Origin of the sequence: Stakelama marina (assembly GCF_018122655.1) — a bacterium.
GTDB lineage: Bacteria > Pseudomonadota > Alphaproteobacteria > Sphingomonadales > Sphingomonadaceae > Sphingomonas > Sphingomonas marina.
In genome coordinates, this window is sequence record NZ_JAGRQC010000001.1 from 850,943 (window position 1) to 875,671 (window position 24,729).

Below are 24,729 nucleotides of genomic sequence, written 5' to 3' on the forward strand. Positions count from 1 at the left end.
CGCGATAAAATGGGCGGCGCTACGTATCGCGGACAAAAATTTGCCCGAACGGCCGAACCGTAACATCTCCAACATATTGCGCGCCTAGCTGCGAGGCATGTCGAAAATCGCACGCGTCCGCAGACACAGCTATTGTCTCCTTCCTCTCGCCCTGATGACGGCATTTCCCGCCGGCGCGCAAAGCCGGATCGTCACGGCGCAGCCACCGTCCGCCGACAAAGAGACGGCGCGCTATTTCATCGACCCCGCCACCGAAAATTCGCCGGCGCGCGACAAGATCATTCAGCTCCTGCGCAAGCGGGTCAAATATGTCTTCGTGATCTTCAACGAAAACGAATCGTTCGATCACGAATACGGCACCTTCCCCGGCGCGAACGGTCTGTATTCGAACGGCCAGAAGCCGCGCGATGCAGCGCACACCCCGGGCTTCGTGCAAAGCTATACCGACCCGGCGACGGGCACGCGCGTCAGCGTTCGGCCGTTCCGGCTCGGCCCTGCACAGAACGCCACCGTTCTCGACAGCGTCGATCACAGCCACAAGGCGCTGGCGCGCAAGCTCGATGTGACGGGCGGCGTCGCCCGGATGGACGGGTTCGCGCAAGCCGAGTTCTCGGGCAAGTCAGGTCCAGCAAAGACCAAGGCGCAGATCGCGCGGGGGCGTGAATTCGCCAATCTCGTGATGTCCTATCTCGATTGCGACACCATCCCCTTCTTCTGGCGCTACGCCAACCGCTTCACGCTGTTCGACAATATCTTCGCGACCGAAGACACGCCCTCCACTCCCAACGCGATCGCGATGATCGCGGGGCAGGCCGGTGAAACCCAATGGGTGAAGCACGGCCCCTCTGGCCATAACGGCGCGATGACGGGGACGATCAACGGCGACAGCTATTCGGGAACCGGCGCGATGCAGGGCGTGCCCGTCGTCAACGATCCCAATCCCTATTGGGGGTCGCAGTTCACGCCGCCGAACGCAGCGCCGGAACCGACATCGCCACATGAAAATTACGGCAAGCACGGCGATGGCCCGTACAACATATCGACCAACCTGACCTTCGCGACCGTGCCGCTGACCGCGATGGGATCGGGCATTCGCAAGACGCTGTCGGGCGATCGCCATCCCGAACAGAACCAGGCCGATATCCGGCACGACATCCCGGCCATCGCGGCTAGCGGACACGCTCCGGTCGCATGGCGCTGGTACCAGAACGGATATGACCACGAACCGACCGACCCGCCCGGCGTCGCCACCCACGATCATTTCGTCGCGCACCATGAAGGCCCGCAATATTTCGGTTATCTCGCCGACAACACGATCGCGCGCACGTCGCTGAAGGGGCTTGGCGACTTTTTCCACGATGTCGCGCATGACGCGCTGCCTGCGGGCGGCGGCATCATCTACATCCGCGGCGGGCTCGGGAATATCGACGGCATGAAAGTGCCGATCCAGAACCCCGATTTCCCGGCAAAGCTCACCCCTTCGGACGTGAAGGCCATTCGCGATGCCAAGGGTGGCGACGACGACCATCCCAGCTATGCCGACCGTCAGATCAGCGAGGCGATGAACGCACGCGTCATCAACGCCATCGCGTCGAATCCGAAGCTGTGGTCGCAAAGCGCTATCGTCATCACCTATGACGAATCGGACGGCTATTACGACCATGTCCCGCCACGGATCCTGTCCTACGGTCCCGATGGTCTGCCGCTGTCACGCGGAGTCCGGGTGCCCCTGCTCGTGATCTCCCCCTATGCGCGGGCGCATGTCGTGTCGCACGCCGAGGGCGACCACAATGCCGTGATCGAAACGATCGAGGACATTTTCGGCCTTCGCCCGCTCGCCAGCCTTCCGGATGAAAAGGCCGCGCTGAAGGCCGGCGACAGCCCCAGGTTCAACAAGTTCGGCCCGCCGGGATTTCACCAACGCCATCTGGGCCCGCGCGACATCAATTCGCCGGTTACCGACAGTCTGCTCTCCGCCTTCGATCCGAAGCGGCTGGCGGGTACGGCGCCGATCCTGCCGGGCAGCTATGCGATGATCCCGACCGACGTGGTCGCCAGCCTGCCGCATTACGGTGGTCAGGGATGCCAGCGCATCGGCATGACGCCCGAGGACGTTCGCCAGGGCATCAACACCCGCATCCCGGCCGGTTTCAACACGCTTCCCGCAACGCTTCCCCAATATAACCATCCGGCGCCATGATCGGTCTCGCGCTGCTGCTCGCCGCGAGCGCGCCGCTGTCTTGCGGCGCGGTACCGCGCCCCGGCATTGCCGATCAGGGGGCGGACGGCATCTGGCGCGGCCGGGCGGTCGATCTGTGCCGGACGCTCGCCGACGGCGCGCCGGTCGCGTTCCAAGACTATGCGAGCGCAGCCGACATCGCATCGGCAAACGACCGCATCGCATTTCTGTCGCGCGCCGAACTGGACCTGCCCCAGGCGGCGCATTGGCGCGCGGGTCCGGTGATCGCGGTTCAGCGTCAGCTTCTGGTGGTTCCCGCCGCGTCGGCGGTGCGCCGGCCGGAAGACCTTGCCGGAACGATGATCTGCTTTATCGTCGGAACACGCGCCGAAGATGCGCTGGACGAATGGGCGGACGAAACGCGCACGCCGATCGAACGGCTTGCCTTTCAGGAACCGGTCGAAATGCGCGACGCCTATGATGCCGGAAAATGCGCGGCGATGGCGGTCGATGCGGCTCATGCTCCGACGGGGCCGCGCGATCGCGCACTTGCGCAGCCGCTGGCGGAAACGCCAATCTTCGCCGCGACACCGGAATCGGCAAGCCCCGAATGGGTACGCGGTGTACGCGATGCCGCAAATGTCTTGAAGGAACGCAATCGATGATCGCTCTGGCCGCCCTGGCGCTCGCAACCGCATCTCAGGCAGCCCCGCCGCAGGATGCCGCGCATACCGCGATGCTATCCACGTCGAAGCGGATCACGCCGACAGCCGCGCCGGGCGCGCATTTCCAACCGCTCAACCCGGGCCTCGAACGCTTTCCGAATTATACCGCCGATCACGCCGTCAACACCGCGCTCAGCCCGGACGGCAAGACGCTGCTCGTCCTGACCAGCGGATACAACCGAATATATCGCCCGCCGGTAAAAACCTATGACAAGGACAAGGGCCAGTTCGTCTTCATCTATCCGACCGGCGAAACGATCGCCGATGCGTCGAACGAATATGTCTTCGTCTACGCGCTGGACCGCGGCGACCGTCCGGTGCTGGCGCAAGTCATCCAGGTACCGGACACGTTCAGCGGCATCGCGTGGAATCCCGACCAGACGAACCACCCGGAATTCTACGTTGCGGGCGGCGTTGACGACAATGTCCATGTCTACCGCCAGGATGGCGATGAATGGCGGGAGGACGGCACACCGATCGCGCTCGGCCATTCGGCAGGGCTTGGCATAGGCGACAAGCCGATGGCTGCCGGGCTGGCGGTCAGCCCAGACGGCGCCCGGATGCTGGTCGCCAATCTCGCCAACGATTCGGTGTCGCTGATCGATGTCGCCACGCGCAAGGTTCTGGCCGAGCAGGATCTGCGTCCCGGCAAGATCGATCCGGCCCGCCACGGCATTCCCGGCGGCGAATATCCGTTCGACATCACCTTTGCCGGTCCGGACCGGGCCTATGTGTCGAGCCTGCGCGACCGGGAAGTCGATATACTCGGCATCGACCCCGCGGACGTCCGCGTCACAGCGCGAATCCACCTCAAGGGGCAACCCAACCATCTGCTGCTGAACCGCAGCGGCACCCGCCTGTTCGTCACTTCCGACAATTCGGACACGCTCGACATCATCGACACGGCCCGCAACCGCATTGTCGAAAGCGTTCCCACGGTCGCACCCCCCAATGTCTTCCCCGACAGCACCGGGCTGAAAGGCGCCAACCCGAACAACCTCGCGCTTTCTCCCGATGGGAGGACGATGTTCGTCACCAATGGCGGCACCAATGCGGTGGCGGTCGTCGCGCTTGGCAGCGATGCGATAGGGAATGCCTCCGATGCCCGGCAGGACGATGACGAGGACGCGGGTATTGCCACCGCCAGCCATGTCATCGGCCTGATCCCGACCGGCTGGTATCCCGACGCGGTCGCCGTGGCGCCGGGTTCGAACCGGCTTATCGTCTTCAATGCCAAAAGCCCGCCCGGCCCCAATCCGGGTCACTGCAATACCGAAAGCTACAAGCAGGTCGTCGGCCCCTGCGACACGAAGAACCAATATGTCATGCAGCTCGAAAAGGCCGGGATGCTCGACATGCCGATGCCCGACGGTGCGGCGCTGGCGAAGCTCACCCGGCAGGTAGCGGCGAACAACGGGTTCGACCGCGCGGATGAAGATGCGCGCGATGCCGATATGATGGCGTTCCTGCGCAAGCACATCCACCATGTCATCTATATCGTTCGTGAAAACCGCACCTACGATCAGGTGCTGGGCGATCTGGACAAGGGCAATGGCGATCCGTCGCTTGCGATCCTCGCGCCCTTCGCGCCGAATGCGCATCGCTGGGCCGACCAGTTCGTCGATTTCGACAATTTCTACGACAGCGGAGAAGCGAGCAATACCGGCTGGGACTGGACGACCGCCGCGCGCACCAACGACTATCTCGAAAAAAATGCGCCGGTGAACTATGCCGGACGCGGGCTGACCTATCCGTCCGAAGGCACCAACCGCAACATCAATGTCGGTTATGGCGACCTTGCGCAGCGCCGCCGCGCCAATCCGGACACGCCCGACGACCCCGATCTGCTGCCGGGCGCGCGCGACGTCGCCGAACTCGACGGGCCTGGGGAGGGCGAAGCCGGCCAGGGCTATTTGTGGAACTCGGCGCTGCGCGCGGGGCTTAGCATGCGCAATTACGGGTTCTTCGGCGATCTCGCCCGCTATTCACGCGACGACCCGGCGTTCGTGCCGATGCCGCACGACCCGTTTGCCGCGCATGTCCGCCAGTATTTCCCTACCAAGGCGGCGCTCAGGACGCACAGCGACCCCTATTATCGCGGGTTCGACAACAAATATGCCGACTATTGGCGCTACCGCGAATGGAAGCGCGAATTCGACCTCTTCACCGCGCAGAATGATCTCCCGACGCTCAGCCTCGTGCGGTTGATGCACGATCATTTCGGCAATTTCGCCGATGCCGCAGACGGGGTGAACACCGTCTCCACCCAGATGGCGGACAACGACTATGCGGTCGCCCGGGTGATCGACGATGTCGCGCACAGCCGCTACAAGGACGATACGCTCATCTTCGTGATCGAAGACGATGCGCAGGCGGGCGCCGACCATGTCGATGCGCATCGCAGCGTCGGCTTCATCGTCGGTCCCTATGTAAAGCACCACGCCGTCGTTTCGACGCATTACACCACGGTCAACATGCTCCGCACGATCGAGGATGTGCTTGGCATCGCGCCGCTCGGCCTCAACGACGGTCTCGCCAGGCCGATGACCGACGCCTTCGACACATCGCGTGCCGACTGGACCTATGATGCCGTCGTCCCGGCCGTGTTGCGCGGGACCGAACTGCCGCTGCCCGCCGGCAAGATCACCGCATCGGCAGATGCCTGCGGCACGCATTCGCCGCGTGACGCCGCTTACTGGGCCGCCGCCATGAAGGGCCAGGACTTCTCACAGGAAGACCGGCTCGATACGCCGCGCTTCAACGCAGCGTTGTGGCGCGGACTGACCGGCCAGCGCTTCCATCCGCAAACGCGCGGCGGCGCCGACCTGCGAACCGATCGCACCCGTCTGCTCGCCCACACTCGTGCACCCGGCGCAGGCCTTTGCGGCCACTCACGATGATCCGGTCGCGCCCCCGTCAGGCGACAAACGCAAGGAAGATCGCGACCAGCGCGGTAGCGCTCAGCGCCAGGCCCAGCAGGAAAATGAATGGGCACGTGCCGATGTCAGGACTCATGCGGTCCATAAGGCTCCTCTCCGCCCGGTGGCCGGCTCTTATGGCCGATCTACCGGGATCACCGCAGATGATAGGCTAAACGCCCGAGTCGGAGCAAACGGGCTCAGGGAACGCGGTACGGCACCACCGTTCGCCGGTCGGGGTCGAGTTCGATGCGCTGCGCGACCGGCGGAAAGGCGCGCTGGCTGCACGACGATCGCGGGCAAATACGGCACGACACCCCGATCGGCGTCGCATCGCGCCCGCCGCTCAGGTCCAGTTCGTCGGCATAGACGAAGTTCTTCGCGTCCCCCACCTCGCAGCCCAGCGCCACGGCATAGCGGCGCGGCGGCGTCGCATAGGTGCTCGCGGGCTTCACGATCCCCTTCGCCATCGAAACATAGCGGATACCGTCGGGCGTTTCGGCAAGCTGGATCGCGATGCGGTCGGGGATCGCCACCGCCTCGTGGACGATCCATAGCGGACACGCGCCGCCATAGCGTGCGAACTGCAGCGGCGTCGCCGAATGGCGCTTGGTAATGTTGCCCGCCATGTCGACACGGCAGAAGAAGAACGGCACCCCGCTTGCCCCCGGCCGCTGCAGGGTCGACAGCCGGTGGCAGACCTGTTCGAAACTGACGCCGAAGCGGGTACGCAGCGCATCGATATCGTGCCGCACCTCGCGCGCCGATGCGCGGAACCGGCCATAGGGCATCAGCAGCGCGCCCGCGGCATAATTCGCCAGCCCGACCTCCAACAGCGTGCGCGACTGTTCGGCGGTGAAGTGCGCGCGCCGCGCCACCTCGCCGATCAGGTCGATCATCTCCATCCGCACGAGCTGATGTGCGAGCTGGAACTGCTGCGTCTCGAGCGGCACCAGCCGGTTGATGAGCAACAGCCGCGCCACCGGATCATATTCCCGCAGTTCGTTGTCGCGCTTCGGAAAGCCTTCGGAGGTCACCCGAACGCCGTGGCGCTCGTGCAAGCGTTGGCGGATCGCCGGCAACATGCCCTCGCCCTCGGTCGCCAGTTCTTCGGCGATGCGCTCGGCCGCGCGGTCGAGCGTATCGATGTAATTGTTCTCGGCATGAAACCAGTCGCGCACCTCGTCCCAGGGCAGCGGTGCCGCCTCGCCCCCGCCGCGATCGAGCGCGTCGTCGATGGTGCGAAGCTGCTCCTGCGACCGACGCAGCGCCGCATGCAATGACACGATCCGTTCGGCGAGCCGCGGCTGGCGCTTTATCGCCATGCGGATGCCATCGTCGGACAGCGGATCGCCCGCGATCGCCGGGTCGCTCAGCGCTTCGGTCGCCGCCGCCAGCAGCGCTGCGTTGTCCTCGGGCGTAATCTCTGCCCAGTCGTTCGGGAACTCGCGCGACAGCGCCATCAGCACCGCATCGGTCATCGGCCGGTCATTATTCTCGATCTGCGACAGATAGCTGACGGATATTTCGATGCGTTCGGCCATTTGAGACTGGGTGAGCGCCAGCCTGTTCCTCAATCCCCGGACTTTCTCGCCGGCGAAGATGCGGCGCGGTTGTTGTGCCATGACCCCTCATATTTGCAAACATCGATGATCGATTCTGCAAATTCACATTTGCCCGCCCGCCTGTAAATCTGAAAGAAGCAGGATCAAAGGAGGCCCGACCATGCTCGATGTCGTCGAAGAACTGGAAAAGCGCCGTGCGGGCGCGCGTGCCGGCGGCGGCCAGCGCCGCGTCGATGCGCAGCACAACAAGGGCAAGCTAACCGCGCGCGAACGGCTGGAAGTCCTGCTCGATGCCGGTTCGTTCGAAGAACTCGACATGTATGTCGAACATAACTGCGTCGATTTCGGGATGCAGGATCAGGTCATCCCCGGCGACGGCGTGGTCACCGGATCGGGCACGATCAACGGCCGGCTGGTCTATGTCTTCAGCCAGGATTTCACCGTGTTCGGCGGGTCGCTTTCCGAACGCCATGCCGAGAAGATCTGCAAGATCATGGACATGGCGATGAAGGTCGGCGCGCCCGTCATCGGCCTCAACGATTCGGGCGGCGCGCGCATTCAGGAAGGCGTCGCCTCGCTCGGCGGCTATGCCGAGGTGTTCCAGCGCAACGTGCTGGCGTCGGGCGTGGTCCCGCAGCTTTCGCTCATCATGGGCCCGTGCGCGGGTGGTGCTGTCTATTCGCCCGCCATGACCGACTTCATCTTCATGGTGAAGGATTCGAGCTACATGTTCGTCACCGGCCCCGATGTGGTGAAGACGGTGACCAACGAGGTCGTGACGCAGGAAGAGCTTGGCGGCGCCGTCACGCACACGACCAAGTCCTCGGTCGCCGATGTCGCGTTCGAAAACGATATCGAGGCGCTTCTCGCCGCGCGCGACTTCATCGACTTCCTGCCCGCCTCCAACCGCGAGCATGTGCCCGAACGACCCAGCGAGGACCCTTGGGACCGGATCGAGGAAAGCCTCGACACGCTCGTCCCGCCCAACGCCAACCAGCCCTACGACATGCACGAGCTGATCCGAAAGACGCTCGACGAGGGCGATTTTTTCGAGATCCAGCCCGCCCACGCCGCCAACATCATTTGCGGTTTCGGCCGCGTGGAAGGGCGCACCGTCGGCGTCGTCGCGAATCAGCCGATGGTTCTGGCGGGCGTGCTCGATATCAATTCATCGAAAAAGGCCGCGCGCTTCGTGCGCTTCTGCGACGCCTTCGACATTCCGATCATCACCTTCGTCGACGTGCCGGGTTTCCTGCCGGGCGTCGGGCAGGAGCATAACGGCATCATCAAGCACGGCGCGAAGCTGCTGTTCGCCTATGCCGAAGCGACGGTGCCGAAGATCACGGTCATCACGCGAAAGGCCTATGGCGGCGCCTATGACGTGATGGCGTCGAAGCATCTGCGCGGCGACCTCAACTATGCCTGGCCGACCGCCGAGATCGCGGTGATGGGCGCCAAGGGCGCGGTCGAAATCATCTTCCGCCAGGACGCCGACAATCCCGAGAAGATCGCGGAAAAGACCGCGGAGTACGAGGCACGCTTCGCCAACCCGTTCGTCGCGGCGTCGAAGGGCTTTGTCGACGAGGTGATCCAGCCGCATTCGACGCGCCGTCGCATCGCGCTGGGCTTGCGCAAGCTTCGCAACAAGGCGCTCGAAAATCCGTGGAAGAAGCACGACAACATTCCCTTGTGAGGAATCATGCAGGCTGAGATAAGTGCAGCAATTATTGGTTTTGGCGCCGCTATTCTTGGGGGCTCTCTCCAATCAGCCGTAAGCTGGTTTCAGTCGCATAGGCAGTTCGAACGTGAATCGCGGCAGCGGGATTACGAACTGTTCGTTGAAGCTGTCGCACAAATGTCACAGGCACCCATGGATTCGCCGGAGCGAAAAGTTGCTGTAGCTAAATCCATTGAAGGAAAAGCAAGAATACTCCTGAATGGTTCATTGAATGTGGTTCGCGCACTCGAAAAACAGTCACGCCACGCAGTTCTGTCTGACGAAACTTCATTTGAAGACTTTTGTGCATTGGTCGAAGCAATGCGCAAAGATGTCGGCGGAAAATCGTCTCAATGTTTTAGACGAAAGGCCCGTTCAGTCCTCTTTGAGCAAAGGGAGGCATAGCGATGTCGAGGACACGCAAACGCGCAATTCCGGCGATGCTTATCGCGCTGGGGGTCGTCGTCGTTCTGGCGGTCGGTCTCGCGATCTGGATGTCGATCGAAATCGACAACCGCTCCTCGGAAACGCCGGTCGAACAGCCCTCCCCCGTTCCCACCGCGACGGCAACGCCAGAGGCCAGCGGCGTGCGCGCGCTGCCGGCGGGTGAGCAGCAGGCGCTCGCGACCACGGCCGCACTCGGCAAGGATGGTCAGTCATTCGGCGAGAAGAATGGCGACCGCACGATCACCCGTCCGGCAAAGCTGTTCTGGAACGGCGACCGGGCGATCCTCATCACCTCGATGCAGATCGAGGATGGCTGTCATGGCTGTTCGGGCGCGCTCGGCGTCTATTATCTCGCGCCCAAGGGCGACGATGCCTTCGCCGTCACCGGCAAATGGCCAGAGGCGATCGACGGATCGAGCTGGGGTGCCCCGCCCGCCAACTGGCGCGTGTCGAACAAGTTCACCGACGACCCCGTCATCTATGCCACCGGCGGCGGCACATGGCAGGGCTATACCTGCTCGGTCGCGACGCTTACGCGGCTCGCCGATACGGGTCCGAAGACGATGGTCAGCATCCCGCTCAGCTATGACAATAGCGGATCGGTGATGGCCGATACCAAGGTGAGGCTCCACGGCACGATCGCGAACATCCTCAAGAACAAGTCGTTCGACGTTCGCTACACCGGAACCGAGACCTTCACCGACCACTATATGCGCCAGGGCGACCAATATGTCGTCGAGGGCAAAGCGAGGATGCAGTCATGCTAGGCCGCCTGAACCATGTCGGCGTCGCCACGCCGTCGATCGACGATGCCGTTGCACGCTACCGCGATGTGCTCGGCGCGACGCAGATCGGCGAGGCGTTCGACCTGCCCGCGCAGGGTGTGCGCGTGTGCTTCGTCGACACGCCCAACAGCCAGATCGAGCTGCTCGAACCACTCGGGCCGGAATCGCCGATCGCCAAATTTCTCGAAAAGAACCCGCTCGGCGGGCAGCACCATGTCTGTTTCGAGGTGCCCGACATCCACGCCGCCAAGGCCGAGCTGGAAGGCAAGGGCGTCCGCATCCTCGGCGAACCGCGGATCGGCGCACACGGCACGCCGGTGATCTTCGCGCACCCCAGGGACATGGGCGGGATGCTGACCGAATTCATGGAGACGCCCAGGGAGGGCGCGCACTGAGATGGCCGATAAGCCGACGATCGACGACTGGAAGGCCGCCGCGACCAAGGAAGTGAAGGGCCGCGATCTCACCTGGGCGACGCCCGAGGGGATCGACGTGAAGCCCGTCTATACGGCTCAGGACGCCGGCGATCCGGGGCTTCCCGGTTTCGCGCCCTATACGCGCGGGCCCTATGCCAGCATGTATGCCGGCCGGCCGTGGACGATCCGCCAGTACGCCGGTTTCTCGACCGCCGAGGAATCGAACGCCTTTTACCGCCGCAACCTCGCCGCCGGACAAAAGGGGCTGTCGGTCGCGTTCGATCTCGCCACGCACCGCGGCTATGACAGCGATCATCCGCGCGTCACCGGCGATGTCGGCAAGGCGGGCGTCGCGATCGACACGATCGAGGACATGAAGATCCTGTTCGACGGCATTCCGCTCGACAAGATGAGCGTGTCGATGACGATGAATGGCGCGGTGCTGCCATGCATGGCGTTCTACATCGTCGCGGCCGAGGAACAGGGCGTGTCGCAGGATCAGCTTTCGGGCACGATCCAGAACGACATCCTCAAGGAGTTCATGGTCCGCAACACCTATATCTACCCGCCCGAGCCATCGATGCGGATCGTGTCGGACATCATCGCCTATACCGCCGACCACATGCCGCGATTCAACTCGATCTCGATCAGCGGCTATCACATGCATGAAGCCGGGGCGACGGCGGTGCAGGAGCTCGCCTTCACGCTCGCCGACGGCATGGCCTATGTCCGCGCGGCGCTCGAACGCGGGCTCGATATCGACAAGTTCGCCGGGCGGCTGAGCTTCTTCTTCGGCATCGGCATGAACTTCTTCATGGAGGTGGCAAAGCTCCGTGCCGCGCGGACGCTGTGGAGCCGGATCATCGCAGATTTCGGCGGCAATGCCCGCAGCCAGATGCTTCGCACGCACTGTCAGACATCGGGCGTAAGCCTTACCGAACAGGACCCGTACAACAACGTTATCCGCACCACGATCGAGGCGATGGCGGCGACCTTCGGCGGCACCCAGTCGCTCCACACCAACGCGCTCGACGAAGCGGTGGCGCTGCCCACCGATTTCTCCGCGCGCATCGCCCGCAACACGCAGCTGATCCTGCAAGAAGAAACGGGGATGACCAACGTCGCCGATCCGCTCGGCGGCAGCTATTATGTCGAGGCGCTGACGAAGGAACTCGCCGACAAGGCATGGGCACTGATCGAGGAGGTCGAGTCCGCCGGCGGCATGACGCATGCGGTCGAAAAGGGCATTCCCAAGGAGCATATCGAACGCGCCGCCGCCGCACGTCAGGCGCGCATCGACCGTGCCGAGGACGTCATTGTCGGCGTGAACAAGTATCGCCGCGATACCGAGGACGAGATCGACATTCTCGACATCGACAATGCCAAGGTCCGCGCCGACCAGATCCGCCGCATCGAACAGGTGCGCGGTGCCCGCGACGAGGACAAGGCGCAGGCCGCGCTGGATGCGCTACGCGACGGTGCGAAGGGCGACGGCAACCTCCTCGCGCTTTGCGTAGAGGCGGCACGCGCGCGCTGCACGCTCGGGGAGATGTCGAGTGCGATGGAGGACGTCTTCGGCCGCCACGGCGTCAGCGTGACGCCGGTGAAGGGCGTCTACGGCCCCGCGCACAAGGACGATGCCGGCTGGGCGCGCGCGGTCGACGGCACGAAGGCGGTCGAGCAGCGCATGGGCCGCAAGCCGCGCATCCTTGTCGCCAAGATGGGCCAGGACGGCCACGACCGCGGCGCGAACGTCGTCGCGAGCGCGTTCGCCGATCTCGGCTTCGAGGTCGTTTCGGGACCGTTGTTCCAGACACCGCAAGAGGCCGCCGAACTGGCGATCGAGAAGCAGGTCGACGTCGTCGGCGCGTCGAGCCTTGCCGCCGGTCACAAGACGCTGATCCCCGAGCTGATCGCCAAGCTGAAGGATGCCGGCCATGCCGATATCAAGGTCGTCGCCGGCGGCGTCATCCCGCCGCAGGATTACGGCTTCCTGCGCGACGCCGGCGTGCAGGCGATCTTCGGCCCCGGCACCAATCTGGTGAACGCGGCCAGCGACGTGCTGAAACTGCTCGGCCACAACATGCCCCCGATCGATGAGGCTGCTGAATGACGCTGAACGAAACAAACTCCCCCTCCCGCTTGCGGGAGGGGTTAGGGGAGGGAAATGCGGCAACCGCATCCTCCGACAATCAGGCCCTCCCCCAACCCCTCCCGCAGGCGGGAGGGGAGCCCCGCACCGACTGGACGCGCGCGGAGATCGCCGAACTCTTCGACCTGCCGTTCACCGAGCTCCTCTACCGCGCCGCGACCGTTCACCGCGAACATCACGCGCCCGGCGAGGTGCAGCTCTGTACGCTCCTGTCGATCAAGACCGGCGGCTGTCCGGAGGATTGCGGCTATTGCTCGCAATCGGCGCATCACGATTCGGGCGTGAAGGCGACGAAGCTGATGGACGTGCGCCAGGTGCTGCAATCGGCGGCGCAGGCGGCCGATGCCGGGTCGAAGCGCTTCTGCATGGGCGCTGCGTGGCGCAACCCCAAGGACCGCGACATGCCCGCGATCGTCGAGATCGTGAAGGGCGTGCGCGAGATGGGCATGGAAACCTGCATGACGCTCGGCATGCTGACGCCCGAACAGGCCGCGCAGCTCAAGGAAGCGGGGCTCGACTATTATAACCACAATATCGACACCGCGCCGGAGAATTACGAAAACGTCATCTCGACGCGCAGTTTCGAGGAGCGTGTCGACACGCTGTCGAACGTGCGTGACGCCGGGATCAACGTATGTTCGGGCGGCATCGTCGGCATGGGCGAGACGCGCGAGCACCGCGTCGGCTTCGTCCACGCGCTCGCGACACTCGAGCGCCATCCCGAAAGCGTGCCGGTCAACGCGCTGGTGCCGGTAAAGGGCACGCCGCTCGGCGACATGCTCGCCGACACGCCGATGGCCAAGATCGACGATATCGAATTCGTCCGCACGATCGCCGTCGCGCGCATCACGATGCCACGCTCGATGGTCCGCCTGTCCGCGGGCCGCGAGAGCATGTCGGAGGCGACGCAGGCGATGTGCTTCATGGCCGGTGCGAACTCGATCTTCACCGGCGACAAGCTGCTGACCGCCGCCAATGCCGGCGACGACGCCGACAGCGCGATGCTGGCTCGGCTGGGTCTGAAGCCGATGGAGAGCGAAGAACCGATGCGCGCCGGCTGCGGCCGCACCCCGCACGTCGAGGCCGCCGAGTGACCCTTACCATGCCCGTCATCCCGGACTTGATCCGGGGCCAGCTTCTTCTTCCTTCTTTACTCGCGAAAGAAGCGGGAAACCGGATCAAGTCCGGCATGACGACGGGTTGGTGATCGAATGATTGGTCAGAACACCCGTCATGCTGAACTCGTTTCAGCATCCACTCTTCAACTTGAGCCGTCAGCGCATGTGGCGCGGTGGACCCTGAAACGGGTTCAGGGTGACGGCCGATATTCGCTTTGCGCCAAATAGGGGCCGTCATGTTCAAGAAAATCCTGATCGCCAACCGTGGAGAGATCGCCTGCCGCGTCATGCGGACGGCGAAGCGTATGGGGATTGCGACCGTCGCGGTCTATTCGGACGCCGATGCGCGCAGCCCGCATGTCGAGATGGCCGATGAAAGCGTCCGCCTCGGCCCCGCGCCGGCGGCGGAGAGCTATCTCAATGCCGACCTGATCCTCGCCGCGGCGAAGGAGACCGGCGCCGATGCGATCCATCCGGGCTATGGCTTCCTGTCGGAGCGTGAGAGCTTCGCAAAGGCCTGTGCCGACGCCGACATCACCTTCATCGGCCCGCCGCCGAACGCCATCGCGGCGATGGGCGACAAGATCGAATCGAAGAAGCTCGCGCGTGATGCGGGCGTGAACACCGTGCCCGGTTCCGAAGGCGCGATCGCCGATACCGAGGAGGCGGTGAAGGTCGCCGGAGAGATCGGCTATCCGGTGATGATGAAGGCATCGGCCGGCGGCGGCGGCAAGGGCATGCGGCTCGCCTGGAAGGAACAGGACGTCCGCGAAGGCTTCGAAGCGACGCAGCGCGAGGGCAAGGCGAGCTTCGGCGACGAGCGCGTCTTCATCGAGAAGTTCATCGAAAGCCCGCGCCATATCGAGATTCAGATCCTCGGCGACCAGCACGGCAACATCCTCTATCTGGGCGAGCGCGAATGCTCGATCCAGCGCCGCCACCAGAAGGTGGTCGAGGAAGCCCCCTCGCCCTTTGTCGACGAGGCGATGCGCAAGAAGATGGGCGAACAGGCCGTCGCGCTGGCAAGGGCCGTCGGCTATTACAGCGCGGGCACGGTCGAGCTGATCGTGTCGGGCGCCGACAAGACCGGCGAGAGCTTCTACTTCCTCGAAATGAACACGCGGCTTCAGGTCGAGCATCCGGTGACCGAGTTCGTCACCGGCGTCGACTTGGTCGAACAGATGATCCGCGTCGCCGCCGGCGAGAAGCTGGCGATGACGCAGGACGACGTGAAACTCACCGGCTGGGCGATCGAGAACCGCGTCTATGCCGAGGACCCGTATCGCGGATTCCTCCCCTCGACCGGCCGCCTCGTCCGCTACCGGCCGCCCGAAAAAGGCGACGGCGTGCGCGTCGATGACGGCGTTGCCGAGGGCGGCGAGGTTTCGATGTTCTACGACCCGATGATCGCCAAGCTCGTCACCTATGGCGACACGCGCATCGAGGCCGCCGACAAGCAGATCGAGGCACTCGACCGGTTCGAGCTCGACGGGCTCGGCCACAATATCGATTTCCTGTCTGCGATCATGCAGCACCCGCGCTTCCGCGAGGGCAAGCTCACGACCGGCTTCATCGCCGAGGAATATCCCGACGGCTTCACCGGCGCCCCCGCCGACGATGCGCTGTTGACGAAGCTCGCCGCGCTGGCGGGCGTGCTCGCGACCATCGAAACCGCACGCAATGGCCTGATCGACGGCCAGCTATCGCCGCGCGGCGACGAGACGCTGCAGCGCCGCGACTGGGTCGTGTCGGTCGACAAGGTCGATCACCGCGTCGTCATCGAAAACGGCACCGTTCGTGTCGATGACACGCCCGTCGAGGTCGACATCGTCTGGACGCCGGGTCAGCGACTGGTCGAGGCCAGCTTCGACGACGAACCGCTCGCGGTTCGGGTCGAGCGCCGCCGCACCGACTGGCGCCTGACCACGCGCGGCGCGTCGCACAGCGTCCGCATTCTGTCGCCGCGCATCGCCGAACTGTCGCGGCACATGATCGAAAAGGTCCCGCCAGACCTGTCGAAGATGCTGCTCTGCCCGATGCCCGGCCTCGTCACCCGCATCGAGGTTTCGGAGGGAGACAAGGTCGAGGTCGGCCAGCCGCTCGCGGTGGTCGAAGCGATGAAGATGGAAAACATCCTGCGCGCCGAAAAGGCCGGCACGGTCAAGGAAATCAAGGCCGAAGCGGGCGACAGCCTCGCCGTCGACGCGGTCATCATGGAGTTCGAGGACTAGGCCCGACCGCTGCCCGCCAGCGCTGCTGCCTGCTCAGCAGTGGTCGGGCAGGACTGCCCGCTTCGCCTCAGGCCTCCTCGCTTTCCTTTTCGGGGTGCGGCAGGTCCTGGCGCGGTTTGAAGCTGTCGGCGTCCGCCGCCTGCCAGTGCCGCGCATAGATCGTGTCCTCGGGCGCATCGAGCAGTTCGTTCGGCTGAAGAAATGCCTTGGCCGCGTCGAAGCTGCGCGCATCGGTGGGATTGTCGCGGATTGAGATATGATGCGGACGCAGGTCGCGGGGATGCTCGACACCGGCTGCGGCAACGATGTCGGCGAGCGCGTGCAGTGTCTTCTTGTGAAAACGCGCCGCCCGTTCCGCCTGGACATCGACGACCAGCGCACGCTGGCGGATCGGGTCCTGCGTCGTCACGCCGGTCGGACAGGTGCCGGTATGGCAGCGTTGCGCCTGGATGCAGCCGATCGAAAACATGAATGCGCGCGCCGCGTTGCACCAGTCGGCGCCCAGCGCGATATTTTCGGCGATTCCGTATCCCGAAAACACCTTGCCGCTCGACCCCAGCCGCACCTTGTCCTTCAACCCCGTGCCGACCAGTGCGTTGCGCATCAGGATCAGCCCTTCGCGAAGCGGCATCCCGACATGGTTCGACAGTTCCAGCGGCGCCGCGCCGGTCCCGCCCTCGGCACCGTCGACGACGATGAAATCGAGATGGATTCCGGTCTTCAGCATCGCCTTCATCACGGCGAAGACTTCGTGCATCTGGCCGACACACAATTTGATACCGACCGGTTTTCCGCCAGACATCTCGCGCATCCGGGCGGCGAATTCCATCATTTCGACGGGTGTCGAAAACGCCGTATGCCCGCGCGGCGACAGGCAGTCCTCATGCGCCGGCACCTTGCGCGTCTTCGCGATTTCCTCGGTCACCTTCGCACCCGGCAGCATGCCGCCATGGCCCGGTTTGGCGCCCTGGCTCAGCTTGATCTCGGTCATGCGGACCTGTTCGCGGGTGGCGCCCTCCTTGAACAGTTCGGGGTCGAACGAACCGTCGTCGTTGCGGCATCCGAAATATCCCGAACCGATCTCCCAGACGAGGTCGCCGCCATGTTTCAGGTGATAGGGGCTGATCCCGCCCTCGCCGGTGTCGTGGAAGAAACCGCCCTGCTTCGCGCCCTTGTTGAGCGCCTGAATGGCGTGCGAACCCAAAGCGCCGAAACTCATCGCCGAAATGTTGAGCAGCGAGGCCGAATAGTGTTGCGAACACTGGTCGTTGCCGATTTCGATCCGCGGTTCCTTTTCGGGGTTCTCGGCAGGCGCGATCGAATGGTTGGCCCAGCGATATCCCGGCTGCAGCACGTCTAGTTCGGTGCCGAAGGGATGCGCCTCCTCGCCGCCCAGCGCGCGCGCATGGACCAGCGACCGCGCTTCGTAGCTATAGGGTTTCCCCTCCAGATCGCCCTCGACGATATATTGGCGCAAATAGGGGCGCAGATCGAAGAACAGCCAGCGCAGATGCGCCGCGACCGGATAGTTGCGCGTCACCGTCCAGCGCCGCTGGATCAGGTCGTACACCCCCATCAGCGCAGGGGGCAGCGTGAATGCCAGCCCGATCAGCCACCATGGGCTCACCAGCCACGCCAGCACGGCAAAGCCGGCCGACAGCACCACCACGCCGATAAAGACCAGCGCACGCGACACGAAAGACAGGAATGATTTCAGATAGCGCAACGCGGACGCCCTCCCCTGTTGAAGTTGATTGTCATGCTTATCGCAGCACCCAGATCGCCGCGATCAGCGCGGCAGAGGCCGCACCGACGATCGAGGTCATCACGCCAAAGCGCGTCCGCGGCATCCCCTCGATCTCGTGCCATTCCAGCCGTTTCGCCACAGACACGGCGCGGCGCCATGCCATGAAGGCAACCACGATGCCGAGCAGGATGAACACGGTGGCTATCGCCTTGGGCACCCAGACCGGCTGCATCGTACGAAACAGCGCATTGAAGCCGACGCCGATGCCTACCGCCGCAAGCGCGGTGCGCAGCCACCCGCCAAAGGTGCGTTCGTTGGCGAGCAGCGTCCGGTCCTCGGCCAGGTCGGTCCGGTCGAGGGCCAGTTCGTCGCGGCTGGCATTGTCGGCATGGTTCATGGCGCCACCATATGCTCAATCGCGGTCGCGACCCCGGCGAAGCGGACTCCCGTAATCGGGCTTGCCGCCATCGCTGTCGGGATAATCATCGGGTGAAACCACGCTCTGGTTGCGCACCGCCTGGCGCTCTTCGGCGGCCAGCGCGGAATCGCCTTTCCGGTCGGGCTTGCGGGGATTGTTTTCGCTCATGCTGCTAAAAAGCGGTCGAAGCGGCATCGGGTTCCCGCATCGCGACGAATGGCGGAACCGCGTCGATCATGGTATCTGTTTCTTATGCGAAACCAATTTGACGCGATCATTGTCGGCGGCGGCCATAACGGCCTGGTTTCCGCCTTCTACCTAGCCCGCGCCGGCTGGAAGGTCTGCGTCTTCGAACGCCGCGAAATCCTCGGCGGCGCGGCGGTGACCGAGGAATTTCACCCCGGTTTCCGCAATTCGACGGCAAGCTACACGGTCAGCCTGTTGCAGCCGAAGGTGATCGCCGACATGGGCCTGCACCGCCACGGGCTGCGCATTGTCGAACGGCGCGTCTCGAACTTTCTGCCGCTTCCCGACGGCCGCTCGCTGATGATGGGTGGCGAGGCCGACGACCACGCTCAGGTCGCGCAATTCTCGCAGCGCGATGCCGATCGGCTGTCCGCCTATGGCGCCCGCCTCGAAGCGATCGCCGACGTGCTGCGCGACCTTGCGCTAAGTCCTCCGCCCGAAATCGGCCACGGCGGCATCCGCACGCTCATATCCGCGCTCAAGGACGGTCGGCGCATCTCGCGGCTTACGCTCGAACAACAGCGCGATCTGCTCGCGCTCTTCACCAAATCCGCGCGCGAATTTCTCGATCCTTGGTTCGAAAGCGAGGCCATCAAGGCGCTGTTCGGATTCGACGCGGTGGTCGGCAACTATGCCAGCCCCGACACGCCCGGATCGGCCTATGTGCTGCTCCACCACGTCTTTGGCGAGGTGAATGGAAAGCGCGGCGCGTGGGGCCATGCGATCGGCGGCATGGGCGCAATCACCGGCGCGATGGCGGCAGCGTGCAGCGAACAGGGCGTGACGCTGTGCACCGAAACGTCGGTCGCACGGATCCTGACCGAGGCCGGGCGCGTCACCGGGGTACGGTTGGGCAGCGGCGATGAACTCCACGCCGACACCGTACTCGCCAATGTCGGGCCAAAGCTGCTCTATGAAGGCCTGCTCGACTCCGACGACCTCCCCGCCGATTTCGCCGAGCGCATCGCCGGCTATCAGTTCGGATCGGGGACGTTCCGTATGAATGTCGCGCTGTCCGAACTGCCGCGCTTCACCGCCAGGCCCGAACCGGGACCGCATCTTTCGGGCGGCATCATCATGGCGCCCAGCCTCGATTACATGGACCGCGCCTTCACCGACGCCAGGCAGCATGGCTGGTCACGCCATCCGATCGTAGAGATGCTCATCCCCTCGACGCTCGACGACAGCCTTGCGCCCGCCGGGCAGCATGTCGCCAGCCTCTTCTGTCAGCAATTCGCGCCCACGCTTCCCGACGGTCGCAGCTGGGACGATATGCGAGAGGCTGCCGCAGACACGATCTTCGACCTCATTGAAAGCTTCGCTCCGGGCTTCCGCGCCTCGGTCATCGCGCGGCAGATCCATTCGCCGCTCGATCTCGAACGAAAGTTCGGGCTGACCGGCGGCGACATCTTCCACGGACGCATGTCGCTCGACCAGCTTTGGGCGGCGCGCCCGGTGCTCGGGGCCGGCAGTTATCGCGGGCCGTTGAAAGGCCTCTATATGTGCGGATCGGGCACGCATCCCGGCGGTGGCGTCACCGGAGCCCCCGGACACAATGCCGCGCGTGCCGTGCTGCGAGACCATTCGCGTTTCGCAAGGCTCCTCGGCCGCTGAACGGCGCGAACAATCGCGCTGCATCAACACAATCCGGAACGCCTCTCCGCGCCGGACGTTCGCTTGATGGTGGACAACCGGAACCGACCAGGAGCCCGCTTCATGACCGATCTTTCCGTCACCCAGCCTGTCGAACGCATCGCGCGCGTGCTCTGCGCGCAGGATTTCAACGAAAAAGGCGAGAAGGTCGGCCCCGGCCGGGGCGCCGCCATGTCGGCCGCGGTCAGCTCGCATTGCGACCGGGCCTGGCAGGACGAAATCGTCCGTGCCGCCGAAGTATTGCGCACGATCCGCGAGCCGACCGAAGAAATGGCGCGGGTCGGCGATTCCACCGAAGGCAGCGCCGCCGACAAGTGGAACGCGATGGTCCGCGTCGCGCTCGGCGAACCAAACTGAGCACATTGCGCCCGGACCGGGCCACGGGCTAAGGCGCACTGCATGACCGTTGCGCCCCTTGTCCTGTACAACAGCCTTTCGCGGAGCCTCGAACGCTTCGAACCCCTCGACGCCGAAACCGGTGTGCGGATATATTCGTGCGGCCCGACGGTCTATAATTACGCGCATCTCGGCAATTTGCGCGCCTATATCTTCACCGACACGCTGTCGCGCGTTCTGACGTGGAAGGGCTACAGCCTCACCCATATCATCAACATCACCGATGTCGGACATCTGACCTCGGATGCCGATGCCGGTGATGACAAGATGGAAGCCGCTGCAAAAGCGCAGTCGCAGAGCATCTGGGATGTTGCGGCGCACTATACCCAGGCATTCAAGGACAATGTCGCGGCGCTCAATATTCGCCAGCCGACCCGCTGGTCGGTCGCGACCGACCATATCGAAGAAATGATCGACTTCGCGAAGCGCATCGCGCCCGACCATTGCTACGAAATCGACAGCGGCCTCTATTTCGACGCGACGACGGTGCCCGAATATGGCCGCCTCGCCGGCGCGCGCGACGATGCCGGCGAGGGCCGCATCGATCCCGTCGCGGGGAAACGTCATCCGCAGGACTTCGCGATCTGGCGCAAATCCGCACCGGGCGAGAACCGGCAGATGGAATGGGACAGCCCCTGGGGCAAGGGCGCACCGGGCTGGCATCTCGAATGCTCGGTGATGAGCGAGAAATATCTCGGCTTCCCGTTCGATATCCATACCGGCGGCATCGACCACCGCGAAATCCATCACCCCAATGAAATTGCCCAGAATCAGGCATTCTGCGACTGTATGGATGCGCAACCCGGCTTCACGGGCGCGCATTTCTGGATGCACAATAATTTCCTCGTCGATCGCTCGGGCAAGATGTCGAAGTCCAAAGGCGGTTTTTCGACGCTGTTCTCGCTGGTCGAAGCGGGGATCCATCCGCTCGCCTATCGCCTGCTATGCCTTCAGGCGCATTATCGCAGCGAACTCGAATTCGGCGCCGAGCACATCCTCGCAGCGCTTACCCGGCTCAAGCGGCTTGTGATGGCGGTCGACGCGCTGCGCAAGCGTGCGGAACTCGGCGATGAGCTGCCGGCGCCGAACGCGCAAACGATTGAAGAACTCGACGCGGCGGTCTCGGACGATCTCAATACGCCCAAGGCGCTGACGATCCTCGAGACGATGCTTGCGAACAAGAAACTCTCGCCCGAAGAGCGTCTCGGCACGCTCCAGCCGTTCGACGCCGTCCTCGGCCTGACACTGCTCGAACTGCGGCGCGAGGATCTTCGCCTTCAGCCCGAAAATGCGACACTCACCGAGCTTGATGTGCGGCAGCGCATCGAAGCGCGGCAGGAAGCGCGCTCGGCCAAGGACTTTACCAGCTCCGACCGTATCCGCGACGAATTGGCCGCCGCCGGCGTCGAGGTCATGGACGGCGACCCGTTCGGCTGGGACTGGAAGGTCAGGCTCGACTGACACCGCGCATGCGGACTAACCCGAAAGTGCGGACTGCAAAGTGACTGCCTAGCGCGATCGGGCGATGTGCCTGATCTTGTCCGCGTGTAGCGATCGACCTGCGACCAAAAGCGCGGCCCCGGCACCCCATCGCCGGGGCCGCAACCTATTTCTTTTGGTTGTTCGACGCGCACCAAGACGCTGGCGAGTCCCAAAATGCGACAATATGGTTGCGCTGCAGCATAACGCCGTGAATTTCGCGATTCCATCTACAGTATTGTAATTCTGCACTTTCCGAATATTGTTCGGTTACGACAGCTTGTTTGGCGCCTTACGAATCTGGGGGGAGGGTCGGCGCGAATGACTGATATTGGGACATCAATGCAACTGTCCGCGCTGCGCGCGGCGTTTGACGAGGCCGCGCTTACGCCCGCGCGTTGGGCGGATGCGCTCCACAAACTCGCCGAAGCATGCGGCGCCCCCCACGGCCAGTTGATTGGCCTTGGCGGCCCGGCAGCGGTGATGTTCAATTGGGTCTCTGACGGATCGGACGGTCTGAATGCGATTCTGCACGATCCCAGCGCACATGATCCTTCGAGCAATTATCGCATCATCGCCGGCGTAAAAGCACCAGAACGGGAAGTGATCGGAGAGGACAATTACCGCGCGATCATCGACGGCCTGAAATCCCAGGACTATGTTCGCCTCGCCCAGGAACACGGCATTCCCTGGGGTCTTCAGGCAAATCTCAGCACGGGGAACGGTCAGATCGTGGGACTCGCCACGCTGCGGCCCGACGTCACGACCGACAAACAGCGCCGGATTTTCACCCAGGCAATTCCGTATGCGCAAACCGCCGTGCGCATCCAGGCCGCGCTCGACCATCAGGGGACGCAGCTCGTCGCCGGCACGTTGGAAGCGATGCACCTCGCGGCCTTCGTGATCGACGGCGCGGGCACCGTCCAGTCTATGACGCCAGAGGCCGACCGGCTGGTCTCAACCGGAAAGCCGTTCCGCCTTCGCAACAACATGCTGGTCGCTAATAATCCGGATGATGACGAGCGGCTGCAGGCGTTCCTTGCCGCCTCGCTCTCGGCGGAGGGGAACGGGTCGGCGCATCACGCGATCGTGCTGAAGGGCTGCGGAGGCCCCCGCCCCTGTGTCGCCGATATCGTCGTCATGCCCGCACGCGAATGGACCATGCACTTCCGGCCGCGCGTCATCGTCACGAGCCGCGATCGCCCTGCCGGGCAGGATTCGGCAATCCTCCTGCGTGAGGCGTTCGGCCTGACTGTAACCGAGGCGGAGATCGCGCAAGCGCTCGTCTCGGGCACGTCGCGGGCGTCTATCGCCGAACGTCGCGGCATCAGCGAGCACACGATTCGCGCGCATCTGAAGAGCATTTTCGGCAAGGTGGAGGTCAACCGCGAACTCGAACTCGCGGCGCGCCTGCGCGACTTTGTCGCCGAACCCCGGCAACCATGACGCCACAACCGCCTTGCCGCACGCCGCCGTGCGCGATAGCCAAGCGGTCATGAAAGCAGTCCTCCCAGCGCTCGCCCGTCCGCTTCTCGAAGAAAAGCTGCCGTCCGATCTCGACGCCCACTGGTTCGAGAATCGCGAAGAGGCCGGCGAGATGATCGTCGATGCCGACATCGCCTGGGTCGACATGCAGCGTTCGAAGCACACCGCCGACACCATCGCAAAGGGCGAGCACCTCAAATGGGTGTTCACCATCTATGCCGGCGTCGATCCGTTCGACCTCGACCTGCTGCGCGAGCGCGGCACGATCGTCACCAACGGCGTCGGCATCAACACCATCGCAGTCGCCGAATATGCGGTGATGGGCGTCCTTGTCGCCGCCAAGCGCTACGACGATGTCGTCCGCCACGCCGACGGCCATGAATGGATGACCGACGCCCCCGGAAAGGTAGAGCTTTACGAAACCAAGGCGCTCGTCATCGGCTACGGCGCCATCGGCAAGGCGATCGGCGACCGGCTCTCCGCCTTCGGTGTCGACGTCACCGGCGTCACGCGTTCGGGTCGCGACGACACGCTCACCCCCGACCAGTGGCGCGAGCGGCTCGGCGAGTTCGACTGGGTGATCCTCGCCGCCCCCTCGACCGACCAGACACATGCGATCATCGGCGCGGACGAGCTTGAGGCGATGAAGAAGACCGCCTGGCTCGTGAACATCGCGCGCGGCGACATGGTCGATCAGGATGAACTCATCCGTGCGCTCAAGAAGAACCGCATCGGCGGCGCGTTCCTCGATACCGTCACGCCCGAGCCGATGCCCGAGGACCACCCGCTTTGGTCCGCTCCCAACGTGCTGATGACGATGCACCTCGCCGGCCGCAGCCAGACCAAGATGTTCCAGCGCGCAGCCACGCTGTTTCTCGAAAACCTTGAGGCCTTCCGCGAAAGCCGGCCGATGAACAACGTGGTGGACCTCTCCGCCGGCTACTGACCCCCGGTCCGACGGGACGCCCGCCCCACGCTGCCCCCGCCCCAAACCGTCATCCCGGACTTGATCCGGGATCCAGCTTCTTCTTCCTCGTCCGGCATGACGAAAC

The 24,729-nt window shown here is 64.2% G+C and carries 19 protein-coding genes; 15 read left to right on the forward strand and 4 right to left on the reverse strand.

The window, feature by feature from the left end:
* The first annotated feature begins 154 nt into the window (after positions 1-154).
* From J7S20_RS04030 to J7S20_RS04040, 3 genes are read left to right on the forward strand one after another with little or no spacing between them, the layout of a single operon-like run.
* Positions 155-2,200, forward strand: a complete 2,046-nt coding sequence (locus J7S20_RS04030) for a phospholipase C (protein WP_284052938.1) — start codon at positions 155-157, stop codon at positions 2,198-2,200.
* Positions 2,197-2,844, forward strand: a complete 648-nt coding sequence (locus J7S20_RS04035) for a type 2 periplasmic-binding domain-containing protein (RefSeq protein WP_284052939.1) — start codon at positions 2,197-2,199, stop codon at positions 2,842-2,844. The genes J7S20_RS04030 and J7S20_RS04035 overlap by 4 nt, the downstream gene beginning before the upstream one ends.
* The gene (locus tag J7S20_RS04040; RefSeq protein WP_284052940.1) at positions 2,841-5,804 is read left to right on the forward strand and encodes a bifunctional YncE family protein/alkaline phosphatase family protein; all 2,964 of its coding nucleotides are present in this window, start codon (positions 2,841-2,843) and stop codon (positions 5,802-5,804) included. Before J7S20_RS04035 ends, J7S20_RS04040 begins: the two co-directional genes overlap by 4 nt.
* Positions 5,805-6,022: 218 nt before the next feature.
* Here J7S20_RS04040 and J7S20_RS04045 read toward each other — a convergent pair whose 3' ends face one another.
* Positions 6,023-7,447 (reverse strand): helix-turn-helix domain-containing protein, encoded by a 1,425-nt coding sequence (locus J7S20_RS04045; RefSeq protein WP_284052941.1) that lies wholly within the window; start codon positions 7,445-7,447, stop codon positions 6,023-6,025.
* A gap of 100 nt (positions 7,448-7,547) precedes the next feature.
* Between J7S20_RS04045 and J7S20_RS04050 the strand changes: the two genes are divergently transcribed.
* From J7S20_RS04050 to J7S20_RS04080, 7 genes are all read left to right on the forward strand, one after another.
* Positions 7,548-9,080: an acyl-CoA carboxylase subunit beta gene (locus J7S20_RS04050; RefSeq protein WP_284052942.1), complete on the forward strand. Its 1,533-nt coding sequence runs from the start codon at positions 7,548-7,550 to the stop codon at positions 9,078-9,080.
* Between the two features lie 6 nt (positions 9,081-9,086).
* Entirely contained in the window at positions 9,087-9,509 is a 423-nt protein-coding gene (locus J7S20_RS04055) for a hypothetical protein (protein WP_284052943.1), read from the forward strand.
* Between the two features lie 2 nt (positions 9,510-9,511).
* A complete protein-coding gene (locus J7S20_RS04060; protein ID WP_284052944.1) occupies positions 9,512-10,318 on the forward strand; it encodes a hypothetical protein in 807 nt (268 codons plus the stop codon).
* Positions 10,312-10,731 carry a methylmalonyl-CoA epimerase gene (mce, locus tag J7S20_RS04065; RefSeq protein WP_284052945.1) on the forward strand — a complete coding sequence of 140 codons (420 nt, stop codon included), beginning with the start codon at positions 10,312-10,314 and terminating at the stop codon, positions 10,729-10,731. Before J7S20_RS04060 ends, mce begins: the two co-directional genes overlap by 7 nt.
* A gap of 1 nt (position 10,732) precedes the next feature.
* On the forward strand, positions 10,733-12,865 hold the full coding sequence (scpA, locus tag J7S20_RS04070) for a methylmalonyl-CoA mutase (RefSeq protein WP_284052946.1): 2,133 nt from the start codon (positions 10,733-10,735) through the stop codon (positions 12,863-12,865).
* Positions 12,862-13,998: a biotin synthase BioB gene (bioB, locus tag J7S20_RS04075; protein ID WP_284052947.1), complete on the forward strand. Its 1,137-nt coding sequence runs from the start codon at positions 12,862-12,864 to the stop codon at positions 13,996-13,998. The genes scpA and bioB overlap by 4 nt, the downstream gene beginning before the upstream one ends.
* A 260-nt stretch (positions 13,999-14,258) precedes the next feature.
* Entirely contained in the window at positions 14,259-16,253 is a 1,995-nt protein-coding gene (locus J7S20_RS04080) for an acetyl-CoA carboxylase biotin carboxylase subunit (RefSeq protein WP_284052948.1), read from the forward strand.
* A 67-nt stretch (positions 16,254-16,320) separates the two neighbouring features.
* On the opposite strand, the gene J7S20_RS04085 is transcribed toward J7S20_RS04080, so the two are convergent.
* The 3 genes from J7S20_RS04085 to J7S20_RS04095 all read right to left on the reverse strand — a co-directional run bounded on the left by J7S20_RS04085 (position 16,321) and on the right by J7S20_RS04095 (position 18,586).
* Positions 16,321-17,949 (reverse strand): FMN-binding glutamate synthase family protein, encoded by a 1,629-nt coding sequence (locus J7S20_RS04085; RefSeq protein WP_430980898.1) that lies wholly within the window; start codon positions 17,947-17,949, stop codon positions 16,321-16,323.
* Between the two features lie 67 nt (positions 17,950-18,016).
* Positions 18,017-18,397, reverse strand: a complete 381-nt coding sequence (locus J7S20_RS04090; protein ID WP_284052949.1) for a YidH family protein — start codon at positions 18,395-18,397, stop codon at positions 18,017-18,019.
* A gap of 15 nt (positions 18,398-18,412) precedes the next feature.
* Complete coding sequence (locus tag J7S20_RS04095; protein WP_284052950.1) at positions 18,413-18,586, reverse strand: hypothetical protein; 174 nt, start codon at positions 18,584-18,586, stop codon at positions 18,413-18,415.
* Positions 18,587-18,670: 84 nt separating this feature from the next.
* Between J7S20_RS04095 and J7S20_RS04100 the strand changes: the two genes are divergently transcribed.
* The 5 genes from J7S20_RS04100 (at position 18,671) to J7S20_RS04120 (ending at position 24,623) form a co-directional block, all read left to right on the forward strand.
* Positions 18,671-20,278: a phytoene desaturase family protein gene (locus tag J7S20_RS04100; RefSeq protein ID WP_284052951.1), complete on the forward strand. Its 1,608-nt coding sequence runs from the start codon at positions 18,671-18,673 to the stop codon at positions 20,276-20,278.
* 102 nt (positions 20,279-20,380) lie between these two features.
* Positions 20,381-20,674: a hypothetical protein gene (locus J7S20_RS04105; RefSeq protein WP_284052952.1), complete on the forward strand. Its 294-nt coding sequence runs from the start codon at positions 20,381-20,383 to the stop codon at positions 20,672-20,674.
* Positions 20,675-20,716: 42 nt separating this feature from the next.
* Entirely contained in the window at positions 20,717-22,174 is a 1,458-nt protein-coding gene (cysS, locus tag J7S20_RS04110) for a cysteine--tRNA ligase (protein WP_284052953.1), read from the forward strand.
* Between the two features lie 339 nt (positions 22,175-22,513).
* The gene (locus J7S20_RS04115; RefSeq protein WP_284052954.1) at positions 22,514-23,638 is read left to right on the forward strand and encodes a helix-turn-helix transcriptional regulator; all 1,125 of its coding nucleotides are present in this window, start codon (positions 22,514-22,516) and stop codon (positions 23,636-23,638) included.
* Between the two features lie 49 nt (positions 23,639-23,687).
* On the forward strand, positions 23,688-24,623 hold the full coding sequence (locus J7S20_RS04120) for a D-2-hydroxyacid dehydrogenase (protein ID WP_284052955.1): 936 nt from the start codon (positions 23,688-23,690) through the stop codon (positions 24,621-24,623).
* The last annotated feature ends 106 nt before the right edge of the window (positions 24,624-24,729 follow it).

What these genes read in the sequence shown, in the direction of transcription:
- J7S20_RS04100 (WP_284052951.1), top strand. Translation starts at nt 18,671, where the DNA reads ATGCGAAACCAATTTGACGCGATCATTGTCGGCGGCGGCCATAACGGC.
- J7S20_RS04045 (WP_284052941.1), bottom strand. Translation starts at nt 7,447, where the DNA reads ATGGCACAACAACCGCGCCGCATCTTCGCCGGCGAGAAAGTCCGGGGA.
- J7S20_RS04080 (WP_284052948.1), top strand. Translation starts at nt 14,259, where the DNA reads ATGTTCAAGAAAATCCTGATCGCCAACCGTGGAGAGATCGCCTGCCGC.
- J7S20_RS04050 (WP_284052942.1), top strand. Translation starts at nt 7,548, where the DNA reads ATGCTCGATGTCGTCGAAGAACTGGAAAAGCGCCGTGCGGGCGCGCGT.
- cysS (WP_284052953.1), top strand. Translation starts at nt 20,717, where the DNA reads ATGACCGTTGCGCCCCTTGTCCTGTACAACAGCCTTTCGCGGAGCCTC.
- J7S20_RS04040 (WP_284052940.1), top strand. Translation starts at nt 2,841, where the DNA reads ATGATCGCTCTGGCCGCCCTGGCGCTCGCAACCGCATCTCAGGCAGCC.
- mce (WP_284052945.1), top strand. Translation starts at nt 10,312, where the DNA reads ATGCTAGGCCGCCTGAACCATGTCGGCGTCGCCACGCCGTCGATCGAC.
- J7S20_RS04115 (WP_284052954.1), top strand. Translation starts at nt 22,514, where the DNA reads ATGACTGATATTGGGACATCAATGCAACTGTCCGCGCTGCGCGCGGCG.
- J7S20_RS04095 (WP_284052950.1), bottom strand. Translation starts at nt 18,586, where the DNA reads ATGAGCGAAAACAATCCCCGCAAGCCCGACCGGAAAGGCGATTCCGCG.
- J7S20_RS04120 (WP_284052955.1), top strand. Translation starts at nt 23,688, where the DNA reads ATGAAAGCAGTCCTCCCAGCGCTCGCCCGTCCGCTTCTCGAAGAAAAG.
- J7S20_RS04055 (WP_284052943.1), top strand. Translation starts at nt 9,087, where the DNA reads ATGCAGGCTGAGATAAGTGCAGCAATTATTGGTTTTGGCGCCGCTATT.
- bioB (WP_284052947.1), top strand. Translation starts at nt 12,862, where the DNA reads ATGACGCTGAACGAAACAAACTCCCCCTCCCGCTTGCGGGAGGGGTTA.
- J7S20_RS04060 (WP_284052944.1), top strand. Translation starts at nt 9,512, where the DNA reads ATGTCGAGGACACGCAAACGCGCAATTCCGGCGATGCTTATCGCGCTG.
- scpA (WP_284052946.1), top strand. Translation starts at nt 10,733, where the DNA reads ATGGCCGATAAGCCGACGATCGACGACTGGAAGGCCGCCGCGACCAAG.
- J7S20_RS04090 (WP_284052949.1), bottom strand. Translation starts at nt 18,397, where the DNA reads ATGAACCATGCCGACAATGCCAGCCGCGACGAACTGGCCCTCGACCGG.
- J7S20_RS04035 (WP_284052939.1), top strand. Translation starts at nt 2,197, where the DNA reads ATGATCGGTCTCGCGCTGCTGCTCGCCGCGAGCGCGCCGCTGTCTTGC.
- J7S20_RS04030 (WP_284052938.1), top strand. Translation starts at nt 155, where the DNA reads ATGACGGCATTTCCCGCCGGCGCGCAAAGCCGGATCGTCACGGCGCAG.
- J7S20_RS04105 (WP_284052952.1), top strand. Translation starts at nt 20,381, where the DNA reads ATGACCGATCTTTCCGTCACCCAGCCTGTCGAACGCATCGCGCGCGTG.